Source organism: Candidatus Pelagibacter sp. HIMB1542 (assembly GCF_052047835.1).
Lineage (GTDB): Bacteria > Pseudomonadota > Alphaproteobacteria > Pelagibacterales > Pelagibacteraceae > Pelagibacter.
Genome location: NZ_JBNAJB010000002.1, coordinates 54,661 through 71,254, shown reverse-complemented (window position 1 = coordinate 71,254; position 16,594 = coordinate 54,661). Strand labels below are relative to the sequence as shown.

The window sequence follows — 16,594 nt, the reverse complement described above, 5'->3', positions numbered from 1 at the left end:
GTATAGTTATTATACATATTTTTAATTATGGATGTAAAATTAGAAAAATGGCACCGATGCCATGTTGATATAGAGGTTCTTAAAGAACTTTCAAAAAAATCTGACATTAAAGGTCTTCAACATGTTTCAGTTTTTTTTGGATTGTTATTAATAACAGGAACTTTGGCATATGTAACTTGGGGCACATGGTGGTCTGCTTTTTGGTTTTTGGTTTATGGAAACATTTATGGTTTTTCAAATCCATTATGGCATGAGACAGGTCACAAAACTGCATTTAAATCAAAATCTTTAAATGAATTTTTTTACTACATCTCTTCTTATCTTTCTAATTTTGAACCATTAAGATGGAGATACACACACTTTGTTCATCATGGAAATACATATTCAACAGAAAATCCATTTGATCATGAAATTGAATATGGAAATAATTTAAAAGATACGCCAAAAAATTTACTAATGAATTTAATTCCTTTTATGGAACTTATTTATTTTAAAAAAAGTATAGCTTACGAAATTATTCAACATGCATTTGGCGTTAAAACTAAAGTTATGCAAGATTGCATTCCTGAAAACGCTCAATCAAAAGTAATTTTTAATTCTAGAGTTTTTGTTGGAATTTGGATTGCAATTATATTGTGGTCTTTAATTGTATCATCTTGGTTACCAGTATTGTTTTTTTTATTACCAAAATTTTATGGAAGAACTTTACACAAACTGGTTTCTTTTACTCAACATGCAGGTTTGGCAAGAAATATTAAAGATCATAGATACACAACAAGAGAAATGTATTTAAATCCTATTTTAAGCTTTTTATATTGGAAAATGGAATATCATGTAACTCATCACATGTTTCCAACAGTTCCATCTTATAATTTAGATAAACTTCATCATCATATTAAAGATCAGTTACCAAGAACAAATAATGGTTTAATTGATGCCTACAAAGAAATTTTACCAGCTATAATGAAACAAACTGAAGACACTAGCTACTTTTTTAAAAAGGAAGTACCAGAACCTCAGAACGCATAAATATTACCAAGTATGTTTTTACTTACTTGCTCATTTTAGATAAAAACCTATATATAACGCATGGCAAAAATTACTTACCATACACACGACAGTAAAACTCACACCATTGATGTTCAAAATGGATTAACAGTGATGGAAGGTGCAGTTCAAAATGATATTCCAGGAATTGATGCAGATTGTGGAGGTGGTATGGCATGTGCTACTTGTCATGTATATGTTAAAGAAGACTGGTTAGACAAACTTCCAACTAAAGAAGATGGTGAAGAGGATATGTTAGATATGGCATATGAACCGAAACAAAATAGTAGATTAAGTTGCCAACTAATTGTTTCAGATGAATTAGATGGATTAGAAGTTACTATTCCAGAAAAGCAAGCTTAGATGAATAAAACAGATGTGTTAATTATTGGAGCAGGACCAACGGGTTTGTTCTGTGCTCACCAACTTGGAATTATAGGGCTTCAATGTGAAATCGTAGACAATCTCGATAAAGCAGGTGGACAGTGTATCGAACTTTATCCTGATAAACCTATTTATGATATTCCAGCTGTACCAGAATGCACTGGAGAAGAATTAACTAATAATCTCCTTCAACAAATAAAACCTTTTAATATAAAATTTCATTTAAACGAAAGAGTTGAAGAACTAAAAAAAGTTGAAAATCGTTGGCATGTCAAAACAAGTGGAAACCAAGAATTTGATGTAGCAGCAATTATTATTGCAGGTGGAGTTGGATCTTTTGAGCCTAGAAAATTTCCAGTTAAAGAATGTGAAAAATTTGAAGGATCCTCATTATTTTATTCAATTAAAGATAAAACAATTTTTAAAGACAAAACTATCTCAATATTTGGTGGAGGAGACTCGGCTCTAGATTGGGCGATCGAATTATCAAATACATCTAAAGTCAATTTAATTCACAGACGTGATGGATTTAGTGGAGCTGAATCAAGTGTTCAAAAAGTAAAAGAATTAAATGATCAGGGAAAATTAAATTTGTATACAAAATATCAAATGGACTCTGTTAGTGGAGATAATCAAATTAGTACTGTCAAAATAAAATATGACGAAGGAGAAATTAAAGAATTACAATCTGATTATGTTCTTGGTTTTTTTGGATTAATTATGCAACTTGGTCCTATTTTGAATTGGGGATTAAATATCAATAAAAAAACAGTCGAAGTAAACACAGAAAACTTTGAGACTAATGTTGACGGCATATTTGCTATAGGTGATATTTGTTCTTACCCAGGTAAATTAAAACTAATTCTTTCAGGTTTTCACGAAGGAGCTCTTGCTGCAAGAGGTTGTTTTAAGTACGCAAGACCAGATGAAAAATTAAGATTTGAATTCTCTACTACATCAAAAGCTGCTCAAGAGAGACTTGGTGTAAAAAAATGATAGAATTATTTTCTGCTAATACTCCAAATGGCTGGAAGATAGGTATTATGCTAGAAGAAATTGGTTATGAATACAAAGTAACCAAGATTGACATAGGAAATGATGAACAATTTAATCCAGATTTTTTAAAGATAAGTCCATTTGGTAAAATTCCTGTAATTACTGATTATGAAAACAATAAAAGTATTTTCGAGTCTGGTGCAATATTGATGTACCTGGGTGAAAAAAGTGGAAAGTTTTATAACGAAGAAGATCGATTAGTGATTAATCAATGGTTGATGGCTCAAATGGGAACTATAGGCCCTATGATTGGTCAGCATCATCAGTTTCATCATTATAATCCAGGAAAAAGTGAATTTGGTGAACAAAGATATTTTAAAATTGCTAAAAGAATTTATAGAGAATTAGATACAAGATTAAAAGCTTCTAAGTTTTTAGCTGGAGATGATTATACTATTGCTGATATTGCAACATGGCCATGGTTAGCAAGACATGAATGGCATGATATTGGATTAAAAAATTACCAAAACTTATCTAGATGGTATCAAGAAATTTCTGAACGTGAAGCTGTTGTAAAAGGATATGCCTTTATGGATAAAGAGGCAAAAATTCCAAAGCCTTAATTAGTCATCCACATGAACTTTTTCCTCTTTTTCATGCTTTTCTTGCGCAGCGATTGTGTATTTAGCAACAGGTCTTGCCATTAATCTTTTTAAACCAATAGGTTCAGCTGTATCTAAACAATACCCATAAGTATCATCCATAATTCTTCTTAAAGCTTTATCGATTTCAGAAATTAATTTTATTTGTCTGTTAATTGCTTTCATCTCTACATTTTTATCGATGTATGAACTTGCCTGATCTACTAGATCTGCTGAAATATTGTTGTCATCCATACTTCCATTGTATAGCGCTTCATTGTTTGATTTAATTAATTCTTTCTTCCATTCATTTAATCTCATTCTAAAAAATACTTTATGTTTTTCGCACATATATTTTTCAGTTTCTTTTGGAACGTAAGTTTTTGAAATTTTTATAGGAACTTTTTTAGCTGGAGAAGCCGTAGTTTTCTTTGGCTTACTTGCAACTTTAGCTTTTGGTTTAGAAACTTTTTTCTTTGCTTTAGCAGTCTTTGGCATAGCGTAATTTTGAATGGTCGGAGTATATTCAGGAAAATAGGGGTGTCAAGCAAGCTGAATTGTTATAAATATTTACTTAATGACCATTAATAACAAAAATATAGATAATCTTTTTTATATTTTTGTGACATCCCATCTAATTTTCTGGACCTTGATTCCAACTCTCACAAATCACAATTTACCATTGGACACAATTGAAGCTTTAGCTTGGGGAAGCAATTTAGATTGGGGTTTTAATAAGCACCCCCCTATGAGTGCTTTTTTTCCCGAAGTCTTTTTTAAAATATTTGGTTCACAGGATTGGGCTTATTATTTACTAAGCCAAATTTTTGTAATTATTTCATTTTATTATGTGTTTAAACTTTCTAACGAAATACTTAAAAACAAATTTTTTGGTTTAATTTCAGTTTTATTAATTGAAACGATTTATTTTTATAATTTTACTACACCAGAGTTTAACGTAAATGTATGCCAATTACCTTTTTGGTCATTAACAGCATATTATTCTTGGAAAATTTATAGTGGTAAAAATATTAAGTTTTGGAATTATTTTTTAATTGGTCTGTTTGGTGCATTAGGGTTTTTATCAAAATATTTGTTCATTTACTTATTAGTATCTATCGCACTTTTATTCATTTATTTAATTTTTAAGAAAGAAAGAAAGTTTGACTTTAAATACTTAATTACAATAGAAGTATTTATAGTTGTTTTGGTTCCTCACTTAATTTGGCTTAATAACAATGAATTCATTACAATTACTTATGGACTTGCAAGAACAGGTTTAGAGCAATCAAGTTTCATTGATCACATCAAATTTCCTTTATTATTTTTGGGAAAACAAATTGGCTTATTAATTCCATTTATAATTTTGACCTTGTTATTGATCAAAAAACTTAAATTCAAATTAAATTTCAAAGATAAAAATTTATTATTTTTGTTAGCAATCAATATTTTGCCGATAGCTCTGATGTTTTTAACATCTTTTGTTACAGGATCAAAAATCAGAACAATGTGGATGACACCATTTTATTTATTCTTTGGAACATTAATTGTTTTTTTATTCCAATCTCAAATAAATTTAAAAAAAATAAAACCTTTTATGGTTGGATTTTTATTCTTTTTCTTTTTATCACCTCTTCTTTATGCTTATGTTTCGCTTTCAAAAGACGATAAGAGAACAGACTATCCAGGAAAAGAAATTGCAATGAAAACCCAATATGCTTGGGACCAACAATTTAGCTCTAAGATCAATGTTGTTCTTGGAGATGAGTGGAATGCAGGCAATTTATCTTATCACCTTAAATCTAGACCAGTTTGGGAAGGTATAGTTCAAAGAGAGAAACTTGATCAATTGAAAGATTATATGTGTCTTGATAGTATCTGTGTTGGATCAAGATAATCTATGAAATATGTCATTTTAGTACCTGTTTACAATGACCGAGAGTCTTTGAAGCTATTAATTGAAAATATTAATCATGAGATAAAAGATTTAAATTCTGAAATATCATTAGTTGTAATTAATGATGCCTCTTCACAACAAATTATTGATGAATATCCAAACATTGAAAATTTTCACTCAATTGAAATCATCAATATGAAAGAAAACAGAGGTCATGCCAGATGTATTGCTTCTGGTTTGAAATATATTTACGAAAAAAAGGAATTTGATTATGTCATTCCAATGGATGGTGATGGAGAAGATAGACCTGAAGAAATTAAAAACTTTATCGAATTATCAAAGGATGCTGGAGATAGATCTATAGTTGGTGAAAGAGTTAAAAGATCAGAAAACATGATATTTAAGTTATGTTATCAATTTCATAAGTTTTTAACTTTAGCATTTACTGGTCAATCTATTAAATTTGGTAATTTTACTTGTCTTTCAAAAGCAACTGTAAAAAAAATGTTAGATGAAAAATCTACTTGGAATAGTTTTTCAGGATCGCTGAAAAAAATAGAAAAAGATTTAATTTCTTCTCCATCAATTAGAGGCAAAAGATATTTTGGTCCATCTCAAATGAGTTTCTTTAAATTATTAAAACACTCTCTTTCAATAATAAGCGTATTTAGAAAAACAGTTTTAATTCGTTCAGCTTTATTCATAGTTTTTTATATTTTGTTAATCAAAAGTAATGCGTCAATTGTTACCTCACTACCTTTAGTTTTGTTATTAATAATGATTTATTCAATTTCTAGTTTAGCTTTAAGAGAAAATATTGAAGAATTTAATAATTCTTTAACAAACATCCACGATATTGATAAAATAAAGTAATTTTTTTATAATATCATCATGAAAAACTTTTTTAGAAAAGTCGCGTTTGGAATAGGACACAATGAAGAAGTTCCTTCAGATCCACTCAATTGGGCTTTAAATCAGCTAGACGAAGTTCCTGAATTTTCATGGAAGGGTAAAATTCTTACAGAGAAAGAACTTAGAGGTTATTACAGAGATTGGGTTTATGGAGATAGGGAAGTTTTAAGAAAAAAATATAAAGATAATAAAACGCTTTACAAAACTCATAAAGATAAATTGAGGCATGAAACAGGGCAAAAATTTTGGGAATCTTTAGATATAGCTATAAGACACAATGAGGCAATTAATGGTAGCAATCCAGTCCTTACAAAACTTTGGATGTTTTGGGGAAACTTTTTTGCAATTAGTGAAAAGGATTTTTTAGCAAATTATTCAACAGGTCCTTACCAAAGAGAAATAATTTGGCCGAATTTAAATCAGTCGTTTGAAAAAATGGTTTATGACGTAACTACCTCATGGGCAATGATACATCACTTGGACAACAGTGAAAGTGTCGGTCCAAAAAGTATTTCAGCCAAACAAGAGTGGCGAAGAAGAAAAAAAAGACCAGCCACAATTAATGAAAATCATGCAAGAGAACTTATGGAGCTTCATACAGTGTCTCCTAAAGCAGGCTATACTCAAGAGGATGTTATTCAATTAGCATATATAATGACAGGATGGGAACATAAATGGAGTCAAAAGAAATTAGAAACAGGAAATGTTTGGTTTAATTCCGAACATCATCAACCAGGTAAAAAAAATGTTTTAGGTAAAGAATACAAAAGAGGAAAAAAAACATTGGCTGTTGTAATAAGAGATTTAGTTAATCATCCTAATTGTAGAGATTTTGTTGCTGAAAGATTGTGTAGACTTCTAATTACTGATGAACCAACTAAAGAGATGAAACAACCAATTATTGATGCCTTTAAAAAATCAGATGGTCACATACCAGAAATTCATAAAGCAGCAATTAAAGTTGCTTTTGAATATAACGACAAATATAAAAAGTTCCAAACTCCTGAAAACTGGATTCTTCAGGTTGCTAAGATTGGAGATCTTGAATGGCCACCTTCACCAGAGACTATGGCAAGCTATGAGCTTGGATTCGAACCTACAAGAAAGCAAAGAATGCCAGAGAGATTATTAAGAGATCTTGGTCATCATCCCTATAGAGCAAAACAACCTAATGGATGGTCAGATCATTCAGACGATTGGATGTCTCCAGAACTGTTAATTAGAAGATTGGTCTTTGCTCAAAGAAGCTACGCTTTTTCAAAACTAGAAAATAATAATGAAGAATTTTATACAAAAGTAATTACAAAAAATTTTGATAATCCTGATAAGATTTTTAATTATATTAATAAACAAGACTCTAAAATGAGAAAAAAAAGAGATATGAATGTATTATTATTTAACCACCCAGAATTTTTAAAAGCATGAAGATAAATAGAAGAGATTTTTTAAAAACAACTGCCTTAACCTCGTTATATTTTGCTGGTTTTGGAGTACCGACTCTTGCAAGCAGTGGCCCAAAAAAAAATTTGGTAGTAATAATGTTGCGAGGAGGAATGGATGGCTTGTGTGCAATTCCAATTAAAGATGACAAAAATTTTGAAAAGTTAAGGAGTAAAATTAATTTAGATAGAACTTTAAGTTTAACTAGTGATTTTGATTTACATCCTGCCTTAGAGACTTTTAAACATTTGTGGGATAAAAATTTAAGTGCTGCAGTTCATGCAACAAACATTCCTTATACAGGAAGATCTCACTTTGATGGACAAAATTTAATGGAGACTGGTGGAAAAATTCCTTACCAAGAAAAAACAGGTTGGCTTGGAAGAGGCATGAAGCTTGCAGGTCTTACAGGAAGTGGTTTAGCGTTATCGTTACCCATGCCATTACTAATAAGAGGCGTTCCAATGAACAATAATTATTATCCTGTTGGAGAAAATTTGCCGGCACCATCAACACTACAAATAATTCAAGAAGCTTTTAAAGAATACGATGAAAAATTATTAAGTGAAAATTTAAAAATTGTTTTAACTAGAAATTTGAGAAATCAAGGAAGTAGAAAAAGTTGGGCCTTAGCAGCAAGTGCAGGCGATGAACTTTCAAGAAATAATGGTCCAAGAGTAGCTGTGTTTGAAGTTGATGGATTTGATACTCATGCTGCACAGGGAGCCACTAATGGTGCTCATGCAGATTGTTTGTCTGATTATGATAATATTATCAAAGCATTAAAACAATCTATGACTAATGAAGCATTTAACAACACTTTGATTGTTACTCTAACTGAATTTGGAAGAACAATTAAACAAAACAGTAGCAATGGAACAGAGCACGGGTATGGATCTGCAATCTTTTTAGCTGGTGGATTGGTTAAAAAAGCTCAAATTCATACAGATTGGCCAGGTCTAAAAAGAAAAGAACTTTTTGAAGGAAGAGATTTAAATTCAACAATTGATGCAAGATCAGTATATGCATCTGCTATGTCCACCGTGTTTGATGTTGAATTTGAAAGAATTCAAAAAGATGTTTTCTGGGGTGATAAATTAGACAACTTATCCGATAAGCTTTTCAAAGCTTAATGAAAAAGTTACTAATTATATTTGTATTACTTTTTTTACCAAATTTAAGTTTAGCTGATGATTTTAAATCAATAAAAAAGAAAGCGACAGTTAGTAATCCAAAAATAATTTTTCCAATTCAAACGAACAAGGGTGAGTGTTCAGAACCTGCATATCATGCCTTTGTTCAAAAAATTGATCCAATTGAAAAATTAGATGCTCCTACAGGATATGGTTTAGATGATAGATTTGATCAAGTTAGAAGCAAGTTTGAGCTATACAGTATTCCTTGTAGTGGTGGCAATGTTCAATCATGTGAGATAGTAAAAAAAATTATTTTAAAATGGGCTAAAGCAGATGCTCCAAAAAGATTAAAATCAGGTGATTTATGGAACGATACGTTAACTATTAATTTACATATAAATAATCCAATGATGTCAGCTTATTCTTTTGCAAGACAATTGATTGAATTTACATCTGAAGAAGAAAAATTAATTGAAGAATGGTTTACAAGAACAGTCAAAAGAGGAGAGCACTTAATGTATGGTGAGAAATATGGAGATGGTACTGGCGCAAGAGGAGTTCCAATGAGCGCCCATAACCATGCACTTTCATCTGCAATTTCTCATATGCAGTTAGGAATTATTTTGAATGATAATAAGCTTTTTAGAAAAGCATTTAAGAATTATGAGCACGCAATAAGATATCAAAGAAAAAATGGAAGTTTACCTATAGAAGTTAGAAGAGGTGGAAGAGCAATGTTTTATCAAGGAAGAGCGATGAATGTGTTGACAGTAATCGCAATTATTGCCGAGCATCAAGGATATAATATTTGGGAATATGATCATAAAGGAAAGGGAAAAAATTTTCATAATTTAGTAAAATTTTTTATAGATTTTACAGAAAATAATGAAATTGTTTTTAAGTATGCAAAAGAAATGAAAGCACCTGGTCCTGCTAAAGATTATAAAAATCAAGATTTAAAAATTAGAAGAAGTTCTAATTGGGGCTGGTTTTATGCTTATGCTACAAGATTTCCAAATCATGAGAATATAAAAAGAATTGAGCAGTGGGTCAAAAATCCAGAAGACCTAAACAAATATCAATTGGGTTTTGTAAGACATTATAATAACATTGGTAAAAGAATGTTTGGAGATGCCTCTTGGACAGTTGTTGAGGCTAACTGTCATTTTCTTAAATAACCACTAAAGATTATTTAGACTTAATCTCATTAAATTGTATATAGGCACGCTCATGCCTGAAAAAAAATTAAATAATGAATTACTTGGTATCGTTTATATGGTTATTGCACAGTTTTCATTTGCTACTAACGATGCATTAGTTAAACATATTTACCAAAGCTTTGATGAATTAGCGGTTTTAAATCAGATTATTTTTTTAAGAGGAATTTGTTGTCTAATATTTATAGGAATATTTTTAAGTATTAAAAACCAATTTAATTTAAGAATAATATTTTCTTCTAACAAACTAACTTTAAGAGGAATTTTAGAAGCATTAGCTGCAGTTGGTTTTTTTATAGGGGTTGCAAAATTACCTTTTGCAATGGTTTATATTTTATTGAGTTTAGCGCCAATAATAATGACAACTTTTGGAGCATTATTTTTAAACGAAAAAGTTAGATGGAAAAGATGGAGTGCGGTTATAATTGGCTTTACAGGTGTTGTAATAGTCATCAACCCAGCTGAATTAAAATTTGGTTACTACTTTATATTTCCACTTCTTTCTGCAATCTTTTTATCAATAAGAGATTTGGTAACTAAAAATATAAAAACAGGTCACAATAGTCTTCAAATAGCGTTTATTACTTGTTTGGTGGTTACTATATTTTTTGGAATACTTTCTGTTTATAAATTTTATTTATTTAACTTAGAACAAAGTATTATCTTAATTATTTCAGCTTTCTTTTTATCTTTTGGTTACATTTTCTCAGTACTAACAATTAAAGCCGCATTAGTTTCTGTTACATCAACTTTCAGGTACACAGCAATACTTTGGGGAATTTTATATGGATACTTCTTTTTCAATGAGACACCAGAATATAATACTTATCTAGGTGCTGTAATGATTGTTATAAGTGGACTTATAATTATAATGAGACAGAAGCAATTAGGTAAAATTAAGTAAAAAAATTGTCTAAATTCGATACTTTAAACTTATCCACAGGCTACAATTTAATTGAAATAGTATTTTAGAAATAATAGCATTTTGAATTATGAGAATAGAAGAAGAGCTTAAGCTAGATTACTCTGATGTCTTATTCAGACCCAAGAGAAGTACATTAAAAAGTAGAAAAGATGTAAATCTTCTTAGAACTTATAGATTTAAATATAGTAAAAATGAGTGGTCAGGAATTCCTATTATGGCAGCCAATATGGATGGTGTTGGTGAATTAAGTATAGCTGAAAAATTAAATGATCATCAAATGATTACATGTTTAACAAAACAACATGATGTAAAAAAAATAAAACAAAACAAAAATATCAAAAAAATCTACCCAAACATTGCACTTAGTGTTGGTATTAAAAAAGAGGACTTTCAAAATTTAGATAAGGTTTTGAAAGAATTTAGTTTTTTCAAATTTATTTGTATTGATGTTGCAAACGGTTACTCAGAACATTTCACAAATTTCATCAAATCAGTAAGAGAAAAATATCCAACTAAAACTATTATTGCAGGAAACGTTGTGACTGCAGATATGACCCAAGAATTAGTTCTTAGTGGTGCAGATATTGTAAAAGTTGGAATAGGACCTGGAAGTGTTTGTACAACAAGAATTCAAACTGGAGTAGGGTATCCACAGTTAAGTGCTGTAATAGAATGTGCTGATGCAGCTCATGGTCTTGGTGCACATGTCATTGCAGATGGAGGATGCACATGTCCTGGTGATGTTGCAAAAGGTTTTGGTGGGGGTGCGGATTTTGTAATGTTAGGTGGAATGTTAGCAGGTCATGATGAAGGAAAAGGGAAAATAGTAAAAGTAAATGGCTCTAAATTTATTGAATTTTATGGATCAAGCTCAGAAGTTGCTAACAAAAAACATTACGGTGGCTTAGCAGATTACAGAAGTAGTGAGGGAAGAAAAGTTAGAGTTAAATATAGAGGCAAGATTAACGATACAGTTTTAAATATTCTTGGTGGTGTCAGAAGTAGCTGTACTTATGTAGGGGCCCCATCTCTCAAACAATTGAGTAAATGTACTACTTTTGTAAGAGTATCTAATCAATTTAACGATACTTTTGTAAAATAAACTAATAATTTTTTTTTAAGCTCTAATTGTTGGTAAACAATAAAAATCAGCTGTATCAATTTTAGAAGAATACTGCCTTCGCATATTCCATTTTTTATGAACTCCAGCGCTTGCAACACTTAAAGTAGATCTTCCATATCGATGGTTAGTATTATCAATTGATCTCATTAAGCTATTTATCTTTTCATCTTTTTCAGAAGTAAATAAATTTGTTTTGTCACTAGCATTAGATAAACTTGTAAGCATTACACCTGCTTTTTGATAACGATAACCATTTTTAAATATGCTCTCAAGAATTGAAACTGCAGTTTTAACTGTTTCAATGCTGTTGTTTGTTGCAATTGGAAAATCAACTGTCTTTGCATTTGAATAATAACCAAAGTTTCTATGAAAAGGGCTGGTTCTTACGAATACTGTAATTGCTTTTGCAACCAAAGACTCTGATCTAATTTTTTCAGACGCATTTAAACAATAGTTTGCAACTGCTTCTTTTAATTCTTGAAACGTTTCAATTCTTTTTCCAAATGATCTTGAAACCACACAGCTCTTTCTTTTGGTAGTAGTTGTTTCTAAATCAATACAAGGAATTCCTCTAAGCTCCATTGCGGTTCTTGAACTTAAAACATTAGAACTTTTCTTTATCCATGTGTTAGATTTATTTTTAAGCTGCTTAGCATTATAAATTCCATGCTTTTGATAAAATTTAGTGAGTTGTCTCCCAACACCCCAGACATCATTAATTTCAACTTTTTCTAAAATAGGATCTAAATTATCTATTCCAATTAAACTCGTAACACCTGATTGTTTTTTCTTTGCAATATGATTTGCAACTTTACTTAATGTTTTTGTTTTTGCGATCCCAATACTTGTTGGAATACCAGTCCATTGCAAAACTGTTTCTCTAATTTCTTTTCCAACTTTTTCTACATCTTGATCTTTAAAGTTTGATAAATCTAAAAAGGCTTCATCAATGGAGTAGACTTCTATTTCTGAATTAAATCTTTTAAGAGTTCGCATTACCCTTCTAGATAAATCTCCATATAAAGAATAGTTTGATGAAAAAACATTTACATTATTCTTAACAATAATATCTTTTGCTTTAAAATAAGGTTCACCCATTTTAATTCCTAAAGCTTTTGCTTCATTTGATCTTGAAATGATACAGCCATCATTGTTGGATAAAACGACAACAGGTTTTTTTCTTATTTTAGGATTGAATAATCTTTCACAAGAAACATAAAAAGAATTGCAATCAACCAGTGCTATTTTTTTAGTATACTGAGTGGATGACATAAGTAACTACTCCCCAAATAAAAACATCTTGTTCTTCATTAATTAAAATTCTGTCAGAAAATTCTTTAGAGCCAGAGGTTAAAAATTTTTTATCTCTTTCTTGAACTAAAGTTTTAACTACAAGCTCATCATGAACATTTGCAATCACTGTTGAAAAGTTTTTTGGTTTTAAACTTTTATCAACGACCAATAAATCTCCATCATTAATACCAACATCGACCATGGATTTACCTTGAACTCTGATGATGAAAGTTGCTGGAACATTTCTTATTAAATGCATGTTCAGATCGATATCTTCTTCGATATAATCTGTTGCAGGAGAAGGAAAACCAGCGCCTGCTTTATGTAGATAATATGGGATTGTTAGTTTCATGTTCTTGTTTTGTTCTAATTTATAGACTATTTATGGAATACACTCAATAGGTTGTATTTTGAGTCTGTAACTGAATCAAAAGTGAATCAAAACGTGAACATCTAATCCACATATTGTGGACTTGTGGATAACTTCAACCATAGATAGTTTAAGTTGGTTATTTAAATATATAAATTCTGAGTTTGGTTATGAATATTTTAGATTTTGTCATGGTTGGTTCTAATGATCACCAAAAATCAGGTGACTTTTACGATGCTGTTTTTGAACCTTTAAAATTAAAAAGAATTTTAAAAACAGAAAAGTATTTGGGTTATGCTCATTCAAGTGATCCAGATAAAGTTCAATTTTATGTAACGCATCCTGTAAATGGTGAGCCTGCAACTTTTGGAAATGGTTCACAAACTACTTTATTAGCTGACACTAAAGAAGCAGTGGATAAATTTTATGAAGTCGCAATTTCAAAAGGAGCGACAGATGAAGGTGGACCAGGGGTTAGAAAAGATGGAAATTATTATGCATACGTTCGTGATTTAGATGGAAATAAGATTGCAGCAAAAAGTATTTTAACTTAAATTAAGGAGATATATGAAACTAAGTTGTCATTGTGGATCTGTAGAAGCTGAAATTAATTCTACAGTTAATGAATTAGCAAAGATTGTCAGATGTAATTGTTCAATTTGCAAAAGAAAAAATGCAACAATGGGTATGGTTAAAAATGAAGATTTTAAACTTACCAAAGGTGAAGATAAAATAAAACTTTATCAATATCATACAAAAGTTGCCAAACATTATTTCTGTACTGAATGTGGAATTTACACTCATCATAATCCAAGAAGTGCACCAGCTATGACTGGATTTAACTTAGGTTGTGTTGATGAAATTAAAGTTGAAGATATAAAAGAGATAGCTCAATTTGATGGTCTCAACCATCCAATGGATCAAGAAAAATAAAAGTTCAATGCAATCTACTGCTGAGTGTTTTATAAAAGTTAAAAGTGATTGTCTAAAATTTATTAAATCACAAGAAACCTCAAAAGAAAAATTTAGTAACAAGGATAAGATGCTAAAATCTTTTCTAATTCCAGTGTGTTTTTGGATTGCAAAAAAAGCAAATAATAAAAAACCTTACTTTGTTGGTTTAGCTGGAGGACAAGGAACTGGTAAGACAACAATAAGTTCAATTATTAAAATAATATTAGAAAAATATTTTAAATTAAAAGTATTCAAAATTTCTATTGATGATTTTTATAAAACTAGAAAAGAAAGATCTATTTTATCTAATAAAGTACATCCTATGTTGATGACAAGAGGAGTACCAGGAACACATGATGTAAAAATTATGTTGGATTTCTTTAAAAAATCAAAAAGTAAAAATTTTAAAACAATAAAGTTACCAAGTTTTAATAAGGCAGTTGATGACCGATCTCCTAAAAAAAGTTGGTACAATATTAAAGAGCAGCCAGATGTAATTATATTTGAAGGCTGGTGTGTTGGGGCAAGAGCAGAAGTTAATAAAACACTTAAAAAATCAATTAATTCACTTGAAAGAACTAAAGACCAAAAACTTATTTGGAGAAAATACGTAAATGATCAATTAAACACAAAATATAAAAAACTATATTCTCAATTAAATTGTCTGATTTATTTAAAAGCTAAAAACTTTAGTTTGCTTCAAAAATGGAGACTCAAACAAGAGCACAAGCTGTGGTTAAATACTAAAAATAAATCTAGTCATAAAATAATGAGCAAGGGAGACGTTATTAATTTTATGCAAACTTACCAAAGAATTACACAGAACATGTTTAAATTTGCACCAAAATATTCTACAATTATCTTAAATTTAAATAGCAACCATCAAATTAAGACAATAAAATATAATAAATGAAAAAATTTTTAATAATTATCTTTTGTGTAGTAGTTTTTCCATTAAGTGCATTTTCAGCAACCTTAAAAGAAGCACTAAAACAAACTTTTGATAATAATCTTGAGCTTCAAGCAGAGAGAAAAAATTTAGAAATTCAACAAGAAGTAATCAATATGTCTAGAAGTGATTTATTGCCTACTTTAACTCTTACAGGTAAAAAAAATTTTGAGGAAACGAATGAAATTACTACACAAGCTGGTGCAGATGCATCAGTTACAGATGTAGACACGTCATCAGCTTCAATTAAACTTGAACAAACATTACTTGATGGAAGCGGACGAAAGACAGAATATGAAAAAAGTAAGTTAGGGTTAAATTTAACAGAAGCAAAATTAATACAAAAAGAACAAGAAATATTCTTAAGAGCTATTGAAGCATACACAGGATTAATTTTAGCTTATGAAAAATTAAATATTAATGAAGAAAACGTAAACTTACTTCAAAGACAATTTGAGCTAGATAATGCAAGATTAAGTAGGGGGCAAATCACAGCATCTGATTTGGCACAATCTCAATCCTCTCTTGCAGGTGCACAAGCAAGATATATTGAAGCTCAAAATAATATTGTAACTAGTAGATTAAATTATGAAAATGTAATTGGTGCTATTGCTGAAGAAGATAAATTGAAAAAAATATATAACGCACAAGTAACAATCCCTAAAAATTTAAGTGAAGCTAAAAAAATATCTTTAGAGAAAAGTCCAGAGTTAATTATTGCAGAAATTGAATACGGTCAATCAGAACTTGATGTAAAAATCGCAAGATCTGATCTTTCACCTACAGCAAAAATTTCATTAGAGAGAACTTATACCGATGATTTAAGTGCAACTTATGATGAAAGAGAAAAAGATGTCTTGCAAGCAACTGTTTCATGGCCTTTCCAATTTGGTGGAAAAAATAAATCTAATGTAAGCAAAAATCTTCAAGCTAAGGGAATGAAAAGGTTGTTATTAGAGAATGCACAGAAAAATAATACACAATCAGTTACTTCATCTTGGTCAACTTTGCAGTCTTCAAGAAGTTTTTTACAAGCTGTGCAATCACAAGTTAAAGCATCAGAAGTTGCAACTGAAGGAATTAGCTTTGAATATGAAAGTGGATCTGGAAGATCTACCTTTGATGTTCTTCAATCTAGATCGAACTTAATTAACGCAAAAATTAATCTTGCTGAAGCCGAAAGAAGTTACTTGTTAGCTCAATATAGAGTTTTAAAATCAGTAGGGCTTTTAAATAGCGACTATTTAAATCTTAAGTAATTCAATCTTTTTTAATCATTAAAAACAAAGATCTTGCCAATGAGAACAAAA

General features: G+C 30.0%; 18 protein-coding genes. 15 read left to right on the top strand and 3 right to left on the bottom strand.

Annotated elements, in window-relative coordinates; translation table 11 throughout:
• Positions 1–27: 27 nt before the first annotated feature.
• The 4 genes from ACTTBI_RS04740 to ACTTBI_RS04725 are packed head-to-tail and all read left to right on the top strand — an operon-like array spanning position 28 to position 3,050.
• The gene (locus tag ACTTBI_RS04740; RefSeq protein WP_440652869.1) at positions 28–1,029 is read left to right on the top strand and encodes a fatty acid desaturase; all 1,002 of its coding nucleotides are present in this window, start codon (positions 28–30) and stop codon (positions 1,027–1,029) included.
• Between the two features lie 60 nt (positions 1,030–1,089).
• Positions 1,090–1,410, top strand: a complete 321-nt coding sequence (locus ACTTBI_RS04735; RefSeq protein ID WP_440652868.1) for a 2Fe-2S iron-sulfur cluster-binding protein — start codon at positions 1,090–1,092, stop codon at positions 1,408–1,410.
• Positions 1,411–2,427 carry an NAD(P)/FAD-dependent oxidoreductase gene (locus ACTTBI_RS04730; protein ID WP_440652867.1) on the top strand — a complete coding sequence of 339 codons (1,017 nt, stop codon included), beginning with the start codon at positions 1,411–1,413 and terminating at the stop codon, positions 2,425–2,427.
• A complete protein-coding gene (locus ACTTBI_RS04725; RefSeq protein WP_440652865.1) occupies positions 2,424–3,050 on the top strand; it encodes a glutathione S-transferase family protein in 627 nt (208 codons plus the stop codon). Before ACTTBI_RS04730 ends, ACTTBI_RS04725 begins: the two co-directional genes overlap by 4 nt.
• Here ACTTBI_RS04725 and ACTTBI_RS04720 read toward each other — a convergent pair whose 3' ends face one another.
• Complete coding sequence (locus ACTTBI_RS04720; RefSeq protein WP_440652863.1) at positions 3,051–3,566, bottom strand: TraR/DksA family transcriptional regulator; 516 nt, start codon at positions 3,564–3,566, stop codon at positions 3,051–3,053. It lies immediately after the preceding gene.
• A gap of 184 nt (positions 3,567–3,750) precedes the next feature.
• Between ACTTBI_RS04720 and ACTTBI_RS04715 the strand changes: the two genes are divergently transcribed.
• From ACTTBI_RS04715 to ACTTBI_RS04685, 7 genes are all read left to right on the top strand, one after another.
• Positions 3,751–4,965, top strand: coding sequence for a glycosyltransferase family 39 protein (locus ACTTBI_RS04715; protein WP_440652861.1), 1,215 nt, complete (start codon positions 3,751–3,753; stop codon positions 4,963–4,965).
• Positions 4,966–4,968: 3 nt separating this feature from the next.
• Positions 4,969–5,838: a glycosyltransferase gene (locus tag ACTTBI_RS04710; protein ID WP_440652860.1), complete on the top strand. Its 870-nt coding sequence runs from the start codon at positions 4,969–4,971 to the stop codon at positions 5,836–5,838.
• Between the two features lie 18 nt (positions 5,839–5,856).
• The gene (locus ACTTBI_RS04705) at positions 5,857–7,302 is read left to right on the top strand and encodes a DUF1800 family protein (RefSeq protein ID WP_440652858.1); all 1,446 of its coding nucleotides are present in this window, start codon (positions 5,857–5,859) and stop codon (positions 7,300–7,302) included.
• Positions 7,299–8,450, top strand: coding sequence for a DUF1501 domain-containing protein (locus tag ACTTBI_RS04700; RefSeq protein WP_440652857.1), 1,152 nt, complete (start codon positions 7,299–7,301; stop codon positions 8,448–8,450). Before ACTTBI_RS04705 ends, ACTTBI_RS04700 begins: the two co-directional genes overlap by 4 nt.
• Entirely contained in the window at positions 8,450–9,631 is a 1,182-nt protein-coding gene (locus tag ACTTBI_RS04695) for an alginate lyase family protein (protein WP_440652856.1), read from the top strand. The genes ACTTBI_RS04700 and ACTTBI_RS04695 overlap by 1 nt, the downstream gene beginning before the upstream one ends.
• 52 nt (positions 9,632–9,683) lie before the next feature.
• Positions 9,684–10,574 (top strand): DMT family transporter, encoded by an 891-nt coding sequence (locus ACTTBI_RS04690; protein ID WP_440652855.1) that lies wholly within the window; start codon positions 9,684–9,686, stop codon positions 10,572–10,574.
• An 88-nt stretch (positions 10,575–10,662) separates the two neighbouring features.
• Positions 10,663–11,697 (top strand): GMP reductase, encoded by a 1,035-nt coding sequence (locus ACTTBI_RS04685; protein WP_440652854.1) that lies wholly within the window; start codon positions 10,663–10,665, stop codon positions 11,695–11,697.
• A gap of 15 nt (positions 11,698–11,712) precedes the next feature.
• Here ACTTBI_RS04685 and ACTTBI_RS04680 read toward each other — a convergent pair whose 3' ends face one another.
• Together ACTTBI_RS04680 and ACTTBI_RS04675 are read right to left on the bottom strand one after the other, a co-directional pair.
• Complete coding sequence (locus ACTTBI_RS04680) at positions 11,713–12,990, bottom strand: Y-family DNA polymerase (RefSeq protein WP_440652853.1); 1,278 nt, start codon at positions 12,988–12,990, stop codon at positions 11,713–11,715.
• Positions 12,968–13,363: a LexA family protein gene (locus ACTTBI_RS04675; protein WP_075506508.1), complete on the bottom strand. Its 396-nt coding sequence runs from the start codon at positions 13,361–13,363 to the stop codon at positions 12,968–12,970. The genes ACTTBI_RS04680 and ACTTBI_RS04675 overlap by 23 nt, the downstream gene beginning before the upstream one ends.
• A gap of 188 nt (positions 13,364–13,551) precedes the next feature.
• Between ACTTBI_RS04675 and ACTTBI_RS04670 the strand changes: the two genes are divergently transcribed.
• Genes ACTTBI_RS04670 through ACTTBI_RS04655 form a run of 4 tightly spaced genes read left to right on the top strand, consistent with a single transcriptional unit; the run spans position 13,552 to position 16,543 of the window.
• Positions 13,552–13,935, top strand: a complete 384-nt coding sequence (locus ACTTBI_RS04670; protein WP_440651068.1) for a VOC family protein — start codon at positions 13,552–13,554, stop codon at positions 13,933–13,935.
• A gap of 13 nt (positions 13,936–13,948) precedes the next feature.
• Entirely contained in the window at positions 13,949–14,314 is a 366-nt protein-coding gene (locus tag ACTTBI_RS04665) for a GFA family protein (RefSeq protein ID WP_440652851.1), read from the top strand.
• Complete coding sequence (locus ACTTBI_RS04660; protein ID WP_440652849.1) at positions 14,280–15,248, top strand: uridine kinase; 969 nt, start codon at positions 14,280–14,282, stop codon at positions 15,246–15,248. Before ACTTBI_RS04665 ends, ACTTBI_RS04660 begins: the two co-directional genes overlap by 35 nt.
• Positions 15,245–16,543, top strand: coding sequence for a TolC family protein (locus ACTTBI_RS04655; RefSeq protein ID WP_440652847.1), 1,299 nt, complete (start codon positions 15,245–15,247; stop codon positions 16,541–16,543). Before ACTTBI_RS04660 ends, ACTTBI_RS04655 begins: the two co-directional genes overlap by 4 nt.
• Positions 16,544–16,594 lie beyond the last annotated feature (51 nt).

Excerpts from the sequence above, each read along its gene's own strand:
- ACTTBI_RS04740 (WP_440652869.1), top strand. The coding sequence starts at position 28 with ATGGATGTAAAATTAGAAAAATGGCACCGATGCCATGTTGATATAGAG.
- ACTTBI_RS04735 (WP_440652868.1), top strand. The coding sequence starts at position 1,090 with ATGGCAAAAATTACTTACCATACACACGACAGTAAAACTCACACCATT.
- ACTTBI_RS04730 (WP_440652867.1), top strand. The coding sequence starts at position 1,411 with ATGAATAAAACAGATGTGTTAATTATTGGAGCAGGACCAACGGGTTTG.
- ACTTBI_RS04725 (WP_440652865.1), top strand. The coding sequence starts at position 2,424 with ATGATAGAATTATTTTCTGCTAATACTCCAAATGGCTGGAAGATAGGT.
- ACTTBI_RS04720 (WP_440652863.1), bottom strand. The coding sequence starts at position 3,566 with ATGCCAAAGACTGCTAAAGCAAAGAAAAAAGTTTCTAAACCAAAAGCT.
- ACTTBI_RS04710 (WP_440652860.1), top strand. The coding sequence starts at position 4,969 with ATGAAATATGTCATTTTAGTACCTGTTTACAATGACCGAGAGTCTTTG.
- ACTTBI_RS04705 (WP_440652858.1), top strand. The coding sequence starts at position 5,857 with ATGAAAAACTTTTTTAGAAAAGTCGCGTTTGGAATAGGACACAATGAA.
- ACTTBI_RS04700 (WP_440652857.1), top strand. The coding sequence starts at position 7,299 with ATGAAGATAAATAGAAGAGATTTTTTAAAAACAACTGCCTTAACCTCG.
- ACTTBI_RS04695 (WP_440652856.1), top strand. The coding sequence starts at position 8,450 with ATGAAAAAGTTACTAATTATATTTGTATTACTTTTTTTACCAAATTTA.
- ACTTBI_RS04690 (WP_440652855.1), top strand. The coding sequence starts at position 9,684 with ATGCCTGAAAAAAAATTAAATAATGAATTACTTGGTATCGTTTATATG.
- ACTTBI_RS04685 (WP_440652854.1), top strand. The coding sequence starts at position 10,663 with ATGAGAATAGAAGAAGAGCTTAAGCTAGATTACTCTGATGTCTTATTC.
- ACTTBI_RS04680 (WP_440652853.1), bottom strand. The coding sequence starts at position 12,990 with ATGTCATCCACTCAGTATACTAAAAAAATAGCACTGGTTGATTGCAAT.
- ACTTBI_RS04675 (WP_075506508.1), bottom strand. The coding sequence starts at position 13,363 with ATGAAACTAACAATCCCATATTATCTACATAAAGCAGGCGCTGGTTTT.
- ACTTBI_RS04670 (WP_440651068.1), top strand. The coding sequence starts at position 13,552 with ATGAATATTTTAGATTTTGTCATGGTTGGTTCTAATGATCACCAAAAA.
- ACTTBI_RS04665 (WP_440652851.1), top strand. The coding sequence starts at position 13,949 with ATGAAACTAAGTTGTCATTGTGGATCTGTAGAAGCTGAAATTAATTCT.
- ACTTBI_RS04660 (WP_440652849.1), top strand. The coding sequence starts at position 14,280 with ATGGTCTCAACCATCCAATGGATCAAGAAAAATAAAAGTTCAATGCAA.
- ACTTBI_RS04655 (WP_440652847.1), top strand. The coding sequence starts at position 15,245 with ATGAAAAAATTTTTAATAATTATCTTTTGTGTAGTAGTTTTTCCATTA.